The organism is Acidocella sp. (genome assembly GCF_050253495.1).
In the GTDB taxonomy this organism is placed as follows: domain Bacteria; phylum Pseudomonadota; class Alphaproteobacteria; order Acetobacterales; family Acetobacteraceae; genus Acidocella.
On sequence record NZ_JBFWIX010000026.1, the window covers coordinates 24,339 to 39,879 of the forward strand.

20 protein-coding genes are annotated in these 15,541 nt (G+C 60.5%); 1 reads left to right on the top strand and 19 read right to left on the bottom strand.

The window, feature by feature from the left end:
* Positions 1–2: 2 nt before the first annotated feature.
* The 6 genes from AB7D48_RS15320 to AB7D48_RS15345 form a co-directional block, all read right to left on the bottom strand.
* Entirely contained in the window at positions 3–326 is a 324-nt protein-coding gene (locus AB7D48_RS15320; protein WP_427980888.1) for a HesB/IscA family protein, read from the bottom strand.
* Between the two features lie 4 nt (positions 327–330).
* Positions 331–588: a 4Fe-4S binding protein gene (locus AB7D48_RS15325; RefSeq protein ID WP_427980890.1), complete on the bottom strand. Its 258-nt coding sequence runs from the start codon at positions 586–588 to the stop codon at positions 331–333.
* Between the two features lie 113 nt (positions 589–701).
* Positions 702–2,249 carry a nitrogenase cofactor biosynthesis protein NifB gene (nifB, locus tag AB7D48_RS15330; protein ID WP_427980892.1) on the bottom strand — a complete coding sequence of 516 codons (1,548 nt, stop codon included), beginning with the start codon at positions 2,247–2,249 and terminating at the stop codon, positions 702–704.
* A gap of 151 nt (positions 2,250–2,400) precedes the next feature.
* Positions 2,401–3,249, bottom strand: a complete 849-nt coding sequence (locus AB7D48_RS15335; RefSeq protein ID WP_427980894.1) for an SIR2 family NAD-dependent protein deacylase — start codon at positions 3,247–3,249, stop codon at positions 2,401–2,403.
* Position 3,250: 1 nt separating this feature from the next.
* The gene (gene nifT, locus AB7D48_RS15340; RefSeq protein ID WP_427980896.1) at positions 3,251–3,466 is read right to left on the bottom strand and encodes a putative nitrogen fixation protein NifT; all 216 of its coding nucleotides are present in this window, start codon (positions 3,464–3,466) and stop codon (positions 3,251–3,253) included.
* Complete coding sequence (locus AB7D48_RS15345; RefSeq protein WP_427980898.1) at positions 3,463–3,657, bottom strand: 4Fe-4S dicluster domain-containing protein; 195 nt, start codon at positions 3,655–3,657, stop codon at positions 3,463–3,465. Before AB7D48_RS15345 ends, nifT begins: the two co-directional genes overlap by 4 nt.
* 274 nt (positions 3,658–3,931) lie before the next feature.
* Between AB7D48_RS15345 and AB7D48_RS15350 the strand changes: the two genes are divergently transcribed.
* Complete coding sequence (locus AB7D48_RS15350) at positions 3,932–4,504, top strand: DUF2478 domain-containing protein (protein WP_427980900.1); 573 nt, start codon at positions 3,932–3,934, stop codon at positions 4,502–4,504.
* A gap of 153 nt (positions 4,505–4,657) precedes the next feature.
* Here AB7D48_RS15350 and AB7D48_RS15355 read toward each other — a convergent pair whose 3' ends face one another.
* The 13 genes from AB7D48_RS15355 to AB7D48_RS15415 form a co-directional block, all read right to left on the bottom strand.
* Entirely contained in the window at positions 4,658–4,864 is a 207-nt protein-coding gene (locus tag AB7D48_RS15355; protein ID WP_427980902.1) for a TOBE domain-containing protein, read from the bottom strand.
* A gap of 74 nt (positions 4,865–4,938) precedes the next feature.
* Positions 4,939–6,741: a nif-specific transcriptional activator NifA gene (gene nifA, locus AB7D48_RS15360; protein WP_427980904.1), complete on the bottom strand. Its 1,803-nt coding sequence runs from the start codon at positions 6,739–6,741 to the stop codon at positions 4,939–4,941.
* A 149-nt stretch (positions 6,742–6,890) separates the two neighbouring features.
* Positions 6,891–7,751, bottom strand: a complete 861-nt coding sequence (modD, locus tag AB7D48_RS15365; RefSeq protein ID WP_427980906.1) for a ModD protein — start codon at positions 7,749–7,751, stop codon at positions 6,891–6,893.
* Positions 7,752–7,753: 2 nt separating this feature from the next.
* Entirely contained in the window at positions 7,754–8,065 is a 312-nt protein-coding gene (locus tag AB7D48_RS15370) for a ferredoxin family protein (RefSeq protein ID WP_427980909.1), read from the bottom strand.
* Positions 8,062–9,369, bottom strand: coding sequence for an FAD-dependent oxidoreductase (locus tag AB7D48_RS15375; protein ID WP_427980912.1), 1,308 nt, complete (start codon positions 9,367–9,369; stop codon positions 8,062–8,064). Before AB7D48_RS15375 ends, AB7D48_RS15370 begins: the two co-directional genes overlap by 4 nt.
* A gap of 12 nt (positions 9,370–9,381) precedes the next feature.
* A complete protein-coding gene (locus AB7D48_RS15380; RefSeq protein ID WP_427980915.1) occupies positions 9,382–10,455 on the bottom strand; it encodes an electron transfer flavoprotein subunit alpha/FixB family protein in 1,074 nt (357 codons plus the stop codon).
* 11 nt (positions 10,456–10,466) lie between these two features.
* The gene (locus AB7D48_RS15385; protein WP_427980918.1) at positions 10,467–11,300 is read right to left on the bottom strand and encodes an electron transfer flavoprotein subunit beta/FixA family protein; all 834 of its coding nucleotides are present in this window, start codon (positions 11,298–11,300) and stop codon (positions 10,467–10,469) included.
* Between the two features lie 208 nt (positions 11,301–11,508).
* Complete coding sequence (gene nifW, locus AB7D48_RS15390) at positions 11,509–11,853, bottom strand: nitrogenase stabilizing/protective protein NifW (protein ID WP_427980921.1); 345 nt, start codon at positions 11,851–11,853, stop codon at positions 11,509–11,511.
* Positions 11,840–12,553 carry a serine O-acetyltransferase gene (gene cysE, locus AB7D48_RS15395; protein ID WP_427980924.1) on the bottom strand — a complete coding sequence of 238 codons (714 nt, stop codon included), beginning with the start codon at positions 12,551–12,553 and terminating at the stop codon, positions 11,840–11,842. Before cysE ends, nifW begins: the two co-directional genes overlap by 14 nt.
* Positions 12,550–13,701 (bottom strand): homocitrate synthase, encoded by a 1,152-nt coding sequence (nifV, locus tag AB7D48_RS15400; RefSeq protein WP_427980927.1) that lies wholly within the window; start codon positions 13,699–13,701, stop codon positions 12,550–12,552. Before nifV ends, cysE begins: the two co-directional genes overlap by 4 nt.
* Positions 13,702–13,713: 12 nt before the next feature.
* Positions 13,714–14,892 (bottom strand): cysteine desulfurase NifS, encoded by a 1,179-nt coding sequence (gene nifS / locus AB7D48_RS15405; protein WP_427980930.1) that lies wholly within the window; start codon positions 14,890–14,892, stop codon positions 13,714–13,716.
* Between the two features lie 20 nt (positions 14,893–14,912).
* Positions 14,913–15,200 (bottom strand): NifU family protein, encoded by a 288-nt coding sequence (locus AB7D48_RS15410; RefSeq protein ID WP_427980933.1) that lies wholly within the window; start codon positions 15,198–15,200, stop codon positions 14,913–14,915.
* Between the two features lie 10 nt (positions 15,201–15,210).
* The gene (locus AB7D48_RS15415; protein ID WP_427980936.1) at positions 15,211–15,411 is read right to left on the bottom strand and encodes a HesB/IscA family protein; all 201 of its coding nucleotides are present in this window, start codon (positions 15,409–15,411) and stop codon (positions 15,211–15,213) included.
* Positions 15,412–15,541 lie beyond the last annotated feature (130 nt).

Genomic DNA, 15,541 nt, shown 5'->3' on the forward strand with positions numbered 1-15,541 from the left:
CGTTACGCGGTCAGCCCCAGGGCTGAACCGCAAACCGTCGGAGTCGGCGTGATGAAAACCAGACCGGTCTTGGCGGCACCATCGGTGAAATCGATGGTGACACCATCCAACAAAATCCGGCTTTCGGCGTTGAGGAAGAGTTTAAGCCCCGCAACCTCCATTTCCACCTCACCCTCTGCCGGCGAAGCCTGCACCGAGATGTCGGAATTCAACCCTGAGCATCCGCCAGGCGAAACCGCCAGACGAAACCCCGCTCCCGGACCGCCATCGGCCATGAGCATGAAGCGGATGAATTTTTGCGCCTTGGGCGTGATTGTCAGATTCATGACATCATGCCCGTGGCTGATAGCGTGGATAAGACGTGTCTATGACACAAGTATCATCCACCGGGCATACGGCGGCGCACTGCGCGCTATCGAAATAACCGATGCATTCCGTGCATTTTTTTGGATCGATGACGAACGTGCCATTTTTTTCCGAAATGGCGACGTTGGGGCATTCCGCCTCACAGGCGGAACAGCTCGTGCATTGAGAGGAAACAATCTTGTAAGCCATATTGTCCGTCCTTTCCATGAACCAGGATGACATGAAACCCACCTTGCGCTTTCATGTCATGCCTCGGTCCGTCTCTCCTTATTGAAATTAAGTGGCGCTTCACCCATCCGGTGACCGGCCAGCTTCCCGCCGGAAGTCATGGCTCGTTAGGCCGCGGAGATAATCGCCCCCTGGCGAATTTGCGCATCGCCACGCGCCTGATGCGTGATCTCACCACTGGCAACCTTCGCCAGATAGCCCTTGAACCAAACCAGGGCCGATTTTTCGATGAACTCATGAGCATATTCATCAACCGGCTCAATTCCCGCGGCGGTTAGATCCGCCTTTGGACAACCGCCTATCTTGGCAACGAACACGGCGTGACAATCATTGATCGCCCGGATCACGGTCTCCAGCGTATCTTCCTCGCCGTAACCGCCCTGGCAATACATATCCACACGCCGATGTCCGACAAATTTCGCCCCCACCGTGGAGAGTTCATAAATCTGGAACTCCTTGGCGTGGCCAAAATGTTCGTTGATAAGCCCAGATCCCTTGGTGGCCACCGCCACGAGCAAGGAGACCTCGCTGTTCACGCCGGCGAGCTTGGCAAGCTCTTCCTGCTTGGCCGCAACCTTGGCCTGACGCTCATCCTCGACCGCAGCCTGATAAGTCCGGCGCGCCTCAAGATCGTAGGACACATCCATCGCCATGATCTTGTCCGTGGTGAACTCAGCGGACCGGTCCTCACCCAGCAGCCCCACCGCATCCGCGCGGCACTGGCGGCAATGGCGCATCATGTTCATCTCGCCCTGGCATTCATCCTGCAACGCCTTCAGTTCCTGAGCTGAAGGGCCACGCTGGCCATTCAGCCCGAACACCGTGCCATGCTCCGGGGCGGAAATCAGCGGCATGATGTTATGCAGGAACGCCCCACGCGATTTCACGGCTTTGTTCACCTCGACGAGATGCTTGTCATTGATGCCGGGAATCATCACGGAGTTGACCTTGCACAGAATACCGCGCTCGGTCAGCATCTCCAGCCCGCGCAACTGATGCTCGGAGAGAATACGCGCCGCCTCGACGCCCGTATAGCGCTTATGATCCCAAAAGATCCACGGATAGATTTTCGCGCCAACTTCCGGATCGACCATGTTGATGGTGATGGTCACGTGATCGATGTTATATTGCGCGATGCGTTCCACCAGATCAGGCAGAGCCAACCCGTTTGTCGACAGGCAAAGCTTGATGTCCGGCGCGGTCTGCGCGATCAACTCGAACGTACGGAAGGTTTTCGCCGGGTTGGCCAGCGGGTCGCCTGGCCCAGCGATGCCCAGAACCGTCATCTGCGGAATCACGGAGGCAACGGCGACAACCTTCTTGGCCGCCTGCTCCGGGGTCAATTTCTCGCTCACCACACCTGGGCGCGATTCATTGGCGCAATCATATTTCCGGTTACAGTAATTGCACTGAATATTACAGGCTGGCGCCACCGCCACATGCATCCGCGCGAAATGATGATGCGCTTCCTCGGAATAACAAGGGTGGTTCTTTACTTTTTCCCAAATCTCGGTGGGCAGATCGCCCTGCCCGGCGGCGGAACCGCAACTGGCCTTGCCGGACCCACCGGATGTACCGCAGCCTTTATGCTCGGCCATTTGCTGCATCACCTGCTCCAGGTCAGAGCTGGAATTCTGCGTGATCATCTCAACCATGTCCGCTCCTTATTCATTGCGGCCGCCGGGTTGTCTCCCGGCCGCCTCGGATACACATCCCAATCTCATTTGAGCAAACCGCGTGCCAGAAAATATCCTGGGTTTTTCTTTGTTTTTGGCCACGACCGCACAAACTGTCGCAAAGGCGACGTCACAGACCAGACAAAATCTCCTTCACCGCATCCTCGAATGGCAACGGCACCGCCACGATTCCTTGTTCGGCCAAAAACCGCGCCTCGTTACGGGTCAGTTCGCCATCTGGCAGCAAGGCATAATGCGTGGTGGCGCTGCGCTTCATGATCTGCCTGGCATAGGAACGCAGCATCTGATCGTGAAAACGGCAACCAATGAAGATGAAGCTGCGCCCCGCGCGGCGCCGGCGCACCTCCTCGGGGATTGGCGTCTGAATGTCGATTTCCGTCAGAACCTCGACATAGTCGGCATCGGAAATCAGATAGTTCCGCGCGGGGCTGACCCCGCCATGCGGACGGTACAACAATGTGTTCCAGCGGCTTGCCTCTTCCGCCGTGGCGGCCTCGCCGCCAGGACCATAAAAACGAAACCAGCGATCCTCGCCAATCCCAGCCCGGGTAATCCCCTGCACTTCGCCCCAACCGGCACGCCCGGCCAGTGCGGTGCGCATGGCATCGTCGTACCAGCTTTCCACGATCAATGGCAGGTTGAGTCCCGCCAAGACCTCATGCATGGGAGCCGGCGGAACCGGCGTGGCGAACGCCTCGTTCATCAGCGCCGTCACCGTATTACGGTGCTTATAGCTCTCTATATGTTGCGCCGCCGCCCAGACATTGCCCTTGGCCCGCCGGGGCAGCGCCACCTTGGTGCCCATGAAAGCCGCCAGAGCCTCCGGTGTGCGCGGACTGGCCGCCTGAGGCACAAGGGCAGGCCCAAGATAGGGTACAACCTCACCAGCCTTCAAACGCCAAGCCGCCTCACGCAGCAAGCCCCGCGCCTGAGACATATTATCCAGCGCCGCGCTCATCTCATTCCTCCTCCCCACGCTTGCGGGCATTCACTGTCACCGGCAAGCGTGTATCGGCTGGCATCTCCGGCAGCTCCAACACCCAGCCATTGGCCACGCGCACCCAGCCGCCCCACAGATCCTCACGCTCCGTCTCCACGATCGGCTCTTCGAGATCCTTCTTGGGCACATAGATGGAAAGCCCCGTATCCGCCGCGCGACGGATCATCACCTTCATGCCGGCACACAGGTATTGGGCACGGGGCAAACCTCCGCGCATTTGGGCGTGTCGTGAAGCCCTTCGCATTCCGTGCATTTCTTGGGATCGATGATAAATGTCTCGCCCTTCATCGAGATGGCGGCATTGGGGCATTCAAACTCGCAGGCCGAACAACCCGTGCATTGAGAAGCGATAATTTTATAGGCCATGATCACGGCTCCTGTTACGAAACAACCTTGTTCCGGGAATGAGCAATCCCCGTGCCAGCCTCATGAGGCCTGGATTCCAGCCAAAATTTCGCCCCCCCGTATGTGGCGCGACAATTCACCGTCGGATTTACGACGAAATCCCTTCCCTTCTTGGCACGTTGATTGCTGTACCTGCGTATCCACCCAAGCCTGTCGAAAAACCGACAATGGATCTGGGGGGGTAAGACGGGTTCGCCGCCCACCCAAAAGGCCATCGCACGCCAAGGAGACCGATATGTCCGACAATATCGCCACCATGCCGCCTTGCTCCAATCTCGCGGCTATTTTGTATGGTACCGAGGACGACACCCAAACCGTTCTGGCTGGCATGGCACAAAGGCTGAGCACGGAAGGCTATCGGATCGGTGGTATTCTGCAACCGCGCCTTGCCTGCGGCCCACGCACTCCGCCCAAAGCTGTCGACCTGCTGACGGGACGGCATATTCCGCTTTGCCAGACACTTGGCCCTGGAGCCCGCGCCTGCCATCTCGACCCCTCCGGCCTGGCGGACGCGGCCATGTGCCTGCGCAACGCCATAGAGGCACAGGTGGACCTCATCATCGTCGATAAATTCGGAAAGCAGGAGGCCCAAGGGGGTGGCATGCGCGATGAAATCGCCGAAGCCGTGCTGGCGGGCATTCCCGTGCTCGCCGCCGTTGCCATGCGCGTCTACCCAGCCTGGGAGGAATTCACCGGTGGCTACGGCACCATCATGGCCTGCCAGCCCAGCATCGCCGCGCTCTGGTGGGAGGAAATGACACGCTGGGGCGGATTATACCGCGCCTCAGCCCAGCGCCCCCAGGCATGAAGGCTTAGCGCCACTTCAAGACCATCCACAGCCAAAAATTGAAATCATTGATGAATTTTCACGAGGTTTGGGCGCTTTTGATGAAAAGCACCCAAAGACTCTGAACTTCGCAAAAAACTTGCCCCAAATTTACGAAGACTTTTTAAAACCTAGTTACTTTCCGACAATCACGTCGGAGGATTTGATAACGGCGCAAACCTGGTCGCCAATCGTCAGCATCAGACCCTCAACCGATTCATTGGTAATCGAAGACGTAATGACCTGACCCGGCGCAATCTCGATTTTGATGTGAGAGGTTGTGGCCCCCTTGGTGATGGCAACGACCTTGCCGGGAATGACATTACGGGCACTCAATTTCATAGTCTGCTCTCCTTGTTATGCCGTTTATCGGCTTGTGGAAAACCCTTCATGCCCGGTCCTTCGGGAAGCCTCGGTCAGAATTTCTTGATCGGTATGTTGTGCTTTCGCAACGCATAACCAATCTGGCGCGGTGTCAGCTTCAGCATGCGAGCCGCCTTGGCCTGTACCCAGCCGGTGGCCTCCATGGCTTGAACCAGTTGTTCCCTTTCCAGATGCGCCTCGCTATTCAATGACCGGCAACTCTCCACCTGTGGGCATGTCGTCGGATCCGGCAGGTCGGGCGCCACGGAAGCTGGAGGCGGGGCCACGGCAGGAGGAGGCGACTTGGCCGGCGCCGCCGGTTTGGCCTCCAACGGCAGAATATTGAACAGATCGAGATTGCTTGTCCCGCGCCAGAGGGTCGCGGACAGGCATTCATCATGGCGGCAAGCAAAATCATCCGCAACCAGTTCCTGGTGCTTGGCCAAGGTCGCGGTCCGGCGGACACAATTCTCCAGCTCACGCACATTTCCCGGAAATCCGCATTCACGCAGCAGCCGAGTCGCTTGCGGCCCCAATGTCAGTTCCGTGCCATGCTCCTCGTTGAACCGGCGCAGAAATTCGCGCGCCAGGGGGTTGATGTCGTCCGGGCGGCTGCGCAACGGCGGCAGCAAAATGGAAACGACATTGATCCGGTAGTAAAGATCGGCCCGAAACTCCCCTTTCGCCACGGCTTCTTCGAGGTTTTTGTTGGTCGCGGTGACAAGCCTGACACTCACCTTGATCGTCTTCATCCCGCCGACCCGCTCAAACTCTCCTTCCTGCAACACGCGCAGCAGCTTGGCCTGAAAAGCGGGAGAAATCTCACCAATCTCATCGAGAAACAAAGTACCGCCGTCGGCCAGTTCAAAACGCCCCTTGCGTTGCGTCAAAGCGCCGGTGAAAGCGCCTTTCTCATGACCGAACAATTCGGATTCCAGCATGCTTTCCGGCAAGGCGGCACAATTGACCTTGACGAACGGCCCGTTGCGGCGCGGTGAAAGATCATGTGTCGCCCGGGCGAAAAGCTCCTTACCGGTTCCAGACTCCCCACGCAGCAACACGGTGGAATGGCTACGCGCCACAACCCGGATCTTCTCGATCACCGAACGTATGGCATCGCTTTCGCCGATGATCGTCTGGGCGGGCAAGTCCCGTTCCCCTTTGCCCTTGCCCGCCAGCAGCAACTCTTTTTCCAGCCGCCGCTGCTCACTCATCAACCGTTCGCGGTCACGTCCCACCACATCGTGCAACCGCACGGTCTGACCCACGAGATTGGCGATCATCACCAGAAACCGGACATCCTGGTCCATCCCGAAAGTCGTATGACGGTCCCAGACACGATCGAGTGTGATGGTGCCGACCACCTTGTCCCGCACCTTGATGGGAACGCCGATAAACGAGACCATCGCGTTGCTGTGGCCCCATTCGGCTTCCCACCAGCCGGTGAAAAGTGGACTCTGCTTAATGTTCTCGATCACCACCGGCATTTTCGTGGTCACGATCTGCCCCACCGCGCGCTCGGGCAAGCGGTTGAAATGATGCTTGGCGGTTTCATCGCTCCAGCCGCTGCCAACGGCGATGTCAGGCAACCCCTCAGCATTCAACAGGGCAATGATACCATGATGCATGTCCATGAAACTGGACAACACGCCAAGCACATTTGAAAGGGTCGTCTCCAGCCGCGCGGGCGTGGCCAGAACCTTGGAAACCTCGTAAACGCCATGCAGCGCGATCTCCGCACGCGTGGCATAAGCCCCCAAGCTGGAAGGCGCGACATTCGCCCCCCTGCCCACGGGCACATCCGGGATGGCCTCAGCTTCAGTTGACCTAGGCCGGTCTGAACTTAATCCCTGCATGGCACCCCCTTCACTTCTGGGCGCATCCTCCACAGCCGGGCGGCAAGAGTGCTGCTCGCCGGCACTCCATCAAACGTCACGTTTACATACCATCAAGCAATTGGCAAGCACTTCTTACCCGTCCGCCACGGTTCCATGCGATATTAAAATTATGCTTTTTCCAGAACCACCTTAATGTCTCGTGGTTTGGCCATGAATGGCGAGGAGGTTACCAACGTGTCAACGCCAGCGGCCGCATAAGCCGCCGCGTTTTTCGCCGTCACGCCACCGGCCGCCCCGATGAAGGGGCGGCCATCAGAGCGTTTGGGCAATGTCCGCGCCAGAGCGGCGGCCGCTTCCGGGGTGAATTTCTCCAGTTGAATCACATCGGCGCCCGCCATGGAAGCGGCAAGCGCGCCAGCTTCGTCCGTCACCTCCACCATGACCGCGCGTTCCGGCGCCACGCGCCGCGCCGCCATGACAGCACCCGCCAGCCCATCTTCAAAAAATGCCATATGTTCAGGAAAAATCAGCACACTGTCATGCAGCCCCAGGCGATGAATCTCAGCCCCGCCAGCCAACGCCGCCTTAAGCGATAAAGTCCGCGCGAATGGCACGGATTTGCGTGTGACCATGACCGCGATATTAGGCGCCACGGCTCTGGCCGCCGCCACGATATCGGCGGCCTCGCTCGCCACACCCGAGGCGAATTCCATGACGAGCTGCGCCATTTTCCAACCCGCATGCAGGACACTGGCCGGCCCTGTCACGGACAAGATCAGCTCTCCCCCCTCGGCATCCATGCCGCTGGCGGCGCTGAACCCAATCTCGGCCCCCAGCAACGCCAGCATTCCAGCCGCTTCCTCAACGCCGCACAGGCGCATGGGCGCGCGCGCCGAGAAACTGATCCGCCCCGGCATATGACCGATGCCCAACGCCCGCGTCGTCAAATCGCCAAAGCCGACATCGTCCTCCAGCAGCCGCAGCAGGTCACTCTCCGCCGGCAGCGGCCAGAATGGAAGCTGGTTCATACTCAACCGAATTTATAGAGCACGCCGTAACCGCCACGCGGGTAATGCCACTCAATCTCACCCGTCTTGGCCGTCACCACGCGGCACGTGCCGCATTCCATGCACCCATCGGTCACCAGCTCGACCTGCCCCTTGTCGTTGTTGCTGTAGCATCCAGCCGGGCAAGTGGTCACCAGGGAGCGCAGCGCCTCGGAAGGCGCCGCCCCCGGCTTGAGCTTGATATGCGGCCGTCCGGCATCCACCAGATAACGGTTATAAAAGAGTTTTTCCTCAACCTTGGGCGCCGCGGCGCCTGAATTTGTCGTCACGCTCATCGCCACGCCCTCGCCAGTTTGAATGCATCCCCCAACAGGCCCGGCAAAGACCGGCTCTTGGTGAAGCTTTTGATGATCTCAGATTCCTTGCTGCGCTTATCCTTGCCATCGACACGGAAATAAGTCTGTGCCGCCTGCGTGATAAGCCGCGGATACAAGCCAAAGAGCTGCCCCGCCCGGCTATGCAGAAAAGCGGGAATATTCTTGTATTTCTTCAAGTCCTTCATCACGAAGCTGGCTTCCAGCCGGCGCTGATACTCAGCCAGGTTGGCCGCTGTCGCCGGCTCCTTGCGGGTCTTCAGCCAGGCAATCGTCTCGCCGGCGATCCGCCCCGTGGTCATGGCCAGATTGGAGCCTTCACGATGAACGGCATTCACAAACTGTCCGGCATCACCCACCACCAGCCAGCCATCGCCGCAAAGCTGTGGAATGGCCTTATACCCACCTTCGGGGATCAGATGCGCCGCATATTCCTTGCACTCGGACCCAGCCAGCATCGGCTTGATGCTGGGATGGTTCTTGAACGCCTCCAGCAGCCCGTAGGGGGTCTGGCCCGTTCCCTCAAAATCTGAAACGATACAGCCAATTCCAACGGAAATCGACTCACCGTTGGTGTACAGGAAGGCCGTGCCCGTCATGCCCTTGGTGATCGTGCCCATCGCCTCGATCACCATGCCCTCATTGCCCTTGAGATTGAAACGCTCGTCGATCACCTCACGCGGCAGAAAATGCATCTCCTTCACCGCCAGCGCCACGGTCTCGGGCGCGACCACCGGGCGCAGCCCCGCGCGTTCGCCCACCAAGCCATTCACGCCTTCGGCCAACACCACGATCCCGGCAAAGGCCACACCGTCGGCCCGATCCGTGCGCACACCGATCACCCGGCCATTATTGTCGCGGATCAGGTCCGTCACGGTCGTCTCGCAAAGCAAGGTCACCCCGGCCTCTCGCACCTTGCGGCTGAACCATTTATCGAACTGCGCGCGCACGATCGTATAACGGTTGGGCCGCTCCTCGTTGAACTCGTCGGAGCGGAAATGCATGCCCACATGCGCGGTTTCCGTCATCGTCCACTGACGCTGCTCGATGATATGGCGCTCCAGCGGCGCATCGTCGCGGAAATCTGGAATGATCTTCTCCAGCGCATCCGCATAAAGAATGGCGCCCTGCACATTCTTGCTGCCGGGATATTCGCCGCGCTCAAGCTGCAACACCTTCAGCCCCAGCTTGGCCATGGTATAGGCGCAAGCATTTCCGGAAGCGCCCGCCCCCACCACGATCGCATCAAATTTTTCTTCGATCATCGTCTTGCCCCCTCAGCCCGCCATACGGTTGACGGATAAATAAGACCGGAACGCCTCCGTCAGCTTGGGCAGGAGTTCAATCGCATCGGCCACGATCCCCAAATGCGCGAATTGGAAAATCTGCGCATTCGGATCTGTATTGATGGCGACGATCATATCCGCCCCCTCCACCCCCACACGATGTTGAATCGCCCCGGAAATGCCCGCCGCGATATAAAGCTTGGGACGGATCGTCTTACCCGTCTGGCCGATCTGCCGGTCGGCGGTGATCCAGCCTTTCTGCACCAGCGGCCGCGAACCGCCATATTCGGCGCCCAGCACTTCCGCCAGATTCTTCACGAGCTGAAAATTCTCCGCCGCGCGCAGCCCCAGCCCACCCGCCACCACGATGTCGGCATAAGCAAGCTGCGCCTTGTCGGAATCCCGGTCGGCGATGAATTTGAGGACCTTGGTCACCACATCCTCTTCGGCCAACCCCAGCGGATGCTGGACGATCCGCCCCGTGCGCCCAGGCTGGCGCTCCGGCATGGCCATCACGCGCGGACGCACGGTGGCCATTTGCGGGCGGAAATTCAACGTCATGATGGTGCAGAGCAGTGAACCGCCAAAAGTCGGGCGGGTGGCGGCCAGCGAGCCTTCACCGTCGATTTCCAGCCCGGTGGCATCGGCGGTCAGACCGGTCTTCAAGGTGGTCGCCACCGACCCAGCCAGGTCACGCCCCAGATTCGTCGCGCCCAGCAACAGAATTTCAGGCTTGTACGTATTCACGAGGTCGGTCAGCGCCTGCGTCGCGGTCTCGTTGCGGTAATCGGCCAGAACCGGGTCCGTCACCGTATAGACGGCATCCGCCCCATGCTCGAAGCAAGCCCGCGCGGCTTCCTCCACGCTATGCGCGTCACCGCCCATTACCACCCCGGCCAGTTCCACGCCGCGCTTATCGGCGAGCTTGCGCCCCTCGCCCAGCAGCTCGAACGACACCGGATGGACCACGCCATGTTCAAGTTCCACGGCGACCCATACATGTTTATAGGCCTTGAAGTGCTCTGGCAGCTCTTTCTTGGTGCTGGCGCGGCTGGATTCAGACATGGCCCGTCTCCTTACTGTCCGGCGGCGAAACGCATGAGTTCCGCCTCCAATGCCGGCTGGTGCTTGAAAATCTCGTTCATCAGGGTCTCCGCGGCGGCATCGTAGCCTGCCTCGGCGGAAAGTATCTGCGCCGTCTCGGCGCGAGCCTGCGGGGCAAACACCTTCTTCACGATCGTCGGTGAACCGCGCAGGCCGCATTTGGTAAGTTCGGTAATCCCGGCATCCGCCGCGTTCCAGGTGACGATTTTCGCGGAGGCAGCACGATAGGCGTCAGCCAGGGAACCGCGGCGGATCTCGTTGGTGCCCTCCAGCATGGTGATGAGCACCGGCATCTTGGTGGAGAGCACCTGCACCCCGCCTTCGGCGCGGCGTTCGACAGTGATGGTGCCCGCCTCCTGGTCCAGCTCATTGATGCGCGAGACATAGGTGAGCTGGTTAAGGTTCAAACGCTTGGCAATTCCCGGCCCGACCTGGGCGGTATCGCCGTCGATGGTCTGCTTGCCCGTGAAAATCACCGGCATCTCGCCAAATTCCTGGCCAATCTTCAGCAACGCCATCGAAAGCGCATAGGATGTCGCCAGCGTATCGGAACCGGCGAAAAAACGGTCGGTCAGCAGCACCGCGCGGTCCGCCCCGAAGGTAAGAGCCTTGCGCAGCGAATCCTCGGCCATGGGCGGCCCCATGGTCAGCACCGTCACCTCCCCGCCGAACTTGTCACGAAGTCGTAGAGCCTCTTCCAGCGCGAACAAATCATACGGGTTAATGATGGTGGGCACGCCCTGGCGCATGATGGTGTTGGTCACAGGATGCACGCGGATCTGCGCGCTGTCCGGCACCTGCTTCATACATACCGCTATATGCATCGCACGGTCTCTTTCCTAAACTAGCCGGTTACCGCTCTGGTTTTTCATGCCCCGCGGCCCTCCCTTGAGAGTGAGCAAACAGCGTGCCAAACCAAAACGGTGAGAAAACGTGAAGTTTGGATGCCGGGGAAGGATGATTCCACTCCACCCTGCGTGGGAAGCCCGTCATCATGTCGTATCACCGACATTGTCAGACACTGCCCGTCAAGGATGTCAGCGGCACGAAGGGCTTGGCCGGGGCGGTCTTGGGCGCCACCGCATCCTTGTGTACCTTGAACAACCGCTCCTGAATCGGCGTGGAAACGATAAAATCCTGATAGGCCTTGGCCAGATGGTCTCGGCATAAGAGCTTCACCTCTTCGTCGTCCATGCGCGCGAACACCTCGCGTTCCTGGCTGTCGCGCAGATATTGGCCCATGCGGCGCAGAATATGCAGCCGGGCGACATTCACCACCGCCTGCTCGTAATCCACGCCGAGATAAACAAAAAACTCCTCCGCCGCGGAAAGGCGGGAAAGATCGTCAAGAACGCTCATGGGACTGTCTCCAGGCTGAAGCGGCACGCAGGCGCTGGTCGCCGCGCAAATGCGCCACCTGCGTTTCCAGAAAAGCAATACGGTCGAGCATGAGGACCAGAACTTCCCCCACCGGATCGGAGATGAGGTGATGCTCCAGATTGATGCGCCCATCGGCCAGGCGGTGCTCACGCGCATCGCGCACGATCCGTCCGGGAATCCCCACCACGGTCATGTCTTCGGGCACGTCCTCCACCACCACGGAGTTAGCCCCCACCCGCGCGCCGGCTCCCACGGTGATCGGTCCCAGAATCTTGGCACCCGCCCCCACCAGCACACCGTTGCCCAGCGTGGGATGGCGCTTGCCTGGCGACCAGCTCACCCCGCCCAGCGTCACACCATGATAAAGCGTGACATCGTCTCCCAGCACGGCGGTTTCTCCGATGACAACCCCCGCCCCATGGTCGATGAAGCAGCGATGGCCAATGGTCGCGGCGGGATGGATGTCGATATTGGTCACCAGCCGCGCGAACCAGGACAGCGCGCGTGCCGCGAACCGCGCCTTGCCGCGCCAAAGCGCATGCGCCAGCCGGTACCAGAACAAGGCATGCACCCCCGGATAGGTGACGACGATCTCCGCCATGCCTCTTGCCGCGGGGTCGCGTGAGCGCACGCAGGCCACATCCTCGCGCCAAAGCGCGAATGGCGATCCCCGGTTCATTCGGCGGCCAGATATTGCCCCGGATGGGCGGCCCGGTAAAAAGCAGCCAGCTCGGCGTCGCTGACATTGCGCTTGGCGGCCTGCGCGCAAGCGCGCACTTGCGCCAGCACGATCCGCACCTCATCCTGGCTGGGCGCGAAACCAAGCCGCTCCAGCGCGTGATTGACCGAGGCCGCGCCCGAATGCTTGCCCAGAACAATTTCCCTGTGCCGCCCCACGGAGGCCGGATCCAAGGCCTCGTAGCAATGCGGATCGCGCAGCAGCCCCGAGACATGAATGCCCGATTCATGCGTGAACACCGCCGTGCCGATAATCGGCTTGGCCGCATCGATGGGTCTGCGCGCCGCCTCGGCCACCAACGCCGCCAGGGCGGGCAAATGTGTCAGCCGGATATGCGACTGCATTCCCAAAATTGGCTTGAGCGCCGCCGCCACCTCTTCCAGCGCGGCATTGCCGGCGCGCTCTCCCAACCCCAATACACACACGCTGGCGTGGGTGGCGCCGCCACGCAGCGCCGCCAGCGTATTGGCCGTGGCCAGCCCCAAATCGTCATGCCCGTGAAATTCCAGTTCAATGTCCGTATTCGACCAAAGTGTCTGGAAAATGCCAAAAACCGTGAACGGGTCCAGCACGCCTAGCGTATCGGCAAAACGCAGGCGGTGCGCGCCTTCCTCCTCGGCCGCTTCCAGCACCCGCAACAGAAAATCCATATCGGCGCGGCTCGCATCCTCGCACCCCACCGCCACCTGCAATCCCGCATCGCGCGCCGCGCCAACCACGCGGCGCAAGCGGGCCAGCGCATCGGCGCGGCCAGTCCCGAACTTGACCTGAATCTGCCGGTCCGACACAGGCAACGACAAATTCACCCGCGACACGCCGCTGCGCCGCGCCGCCGCGATGTCTCCCTCGGTCATCCGGCACCAGGCGATGGGCGCGGCATGGCGCAGCGTTGCGCACACGGCGCTGATCGCGGCCACCTCCGTCTCACCCATGGCCGGCACCCCGGCCTCGATCTCATCCACCCCGGCTCTGTCCAAGGCCATGGCGATCTGCAATTTCTCTTCCAAGGTAAAGGCCACGCCCGGCGCCTGCTCGCCATCGCGCAAGGTACTGTCATTGAAAATGACCGGAAATGGATACGGCGTCATCACCTCATCTCCTCACACAAAACCCAGTTCCTTCTGGCGGTCCGCCCAAAGCGGCGACCTCTCCCGCGCCGCGGCCACGAGACCGGGCAAAACCTCAATTACATGCTCGATCTCGCCGGCGCTGGTCCGTGGCGAGAGAGAAAACCGCACCGCCCCATGCAAGGCCCGCAACGGCAGATCCATGGCCCGCAGTACATGCGAGGGCTCCATGCTGCCGGAGGTACAAGCCGAGCCGGACGAAGCCGCGATGCCCGCCTTGGCCAGCGCATGCAGCACGGCCTCGCCATCGACATCCTCAAAGGCGATATTGCTGGTATTCGGCAACCGGTTCGCCACATCGCCATTCACTTGGCTACAGGGCACGGCGGCCAGAATTCCCGCCTCCAGGCGATCGCGCAGCGCCGCCATGCGGGGCCAGTCGACCGGGTCCACCAGCGTTGCCGCCACCCCCATCCCGATAATGCCAGGCACATTCTCCGTACCCGCCCGGCGCCCGCGCTCCTGGTGCCCCCCGCGCAACAAAGGCTGAAAGGCCAGCCCCTTGCGGACATACAGCGCGCCAATCCCCTTGGGCCCATGCAGCTTATGGCCGGAAAGTGAGAGCAGATCGATCTCACTCTCCTTCAGGCTCATGGGCAATTTCCCCACCGCCTGCACGGCATCGGTATGAAACAACGCGCCAGCCGCCTTGGCCAGGGACGCCAATTCACCCACCGGAAACAACGTGCCGGTCTCGTTATTGGCCCACATGAAACTCACCAGCGCCGTACGCGGCCCCAAGGCGGCTCGGTAGGCCGCCATATCCAGCCTCCCCGCGCCATCGACGGGAATATGATGAACCTTCACGCCCAAACGTTTGCGCGCCCATGCCAACGGCGCCAAAATGGCCGGATGCTCAACCGCGCTGGTGACGATCTCATCACGCCCGGCCATTGTCTCCAACGCCACATGGATGGCGGTATTGTTGGCTTCCGTGCCACCCGAGCAGAACATGACCTCCTGCTCAAACGCCGCGCCGAGCAGCGCCTTCACCTGCGCGCGCGCGGTACGCAGGGCAGCGGCAACCTCACCGCCCACCCCATGCGCCGAGGAAGGATTGCCGAACAGCTCCGTCAGATAAGGCAACATCGCCTCGGCCACGGCTGGCTCTGCGTGGGTTGTGGCGTTATTGTCGAGATAAACCTGCATCACAACCTCCTGCCCTCACGGTCTCAGCGTCCCGGCGCTCCGGGCACCGGCACCAGCCGGACAAACTCACCCAGCCTTTCCACGATACGGCTTTGAATGCCCTCAAGCGTGGCGGCGGAGAGTTTGCAAAACATGCAGGCACCGGTGAGCTTCACCCTCACTTCGCGCCCCTCGACTCCCACCAGCACGCAATCCCCACCATCGCGGCGCAGATTAGGTCTGATCTCCTCAATCGCCGCCTCGATCAGCCGCAGGCGATCGTCATCCGCCCCGACCGGAACAGGGGTATTCACATCCTGCCGTGCCAACATGGAAACCTCCTCACCCAAAGGACTTGCCACATGAGCAGCTATTGGAGGCGTTGGGATTATCGAACGTGAAACCCGACCCCTGCAACGCCACCACGAAATCGATGGTCGTGCCATCGAGCAATTCACGGCTCTTGGGGTCCACGAACACCCGCACGTCGCCATGCTCCACCACGTCGTCATCTTCATTGGGCTCGGGCACCAAGCCCATCATGTATTTATCCCACATTCCCCAAGTAAATCGCTGATTTTGCTGTCAGGATCTCAATATTTCCGATATAAATCATGGTGTTGATGGCCGTGAGGGGCGCGTTTGATGGATCACCCAGAGGGTGCGGGTTCGA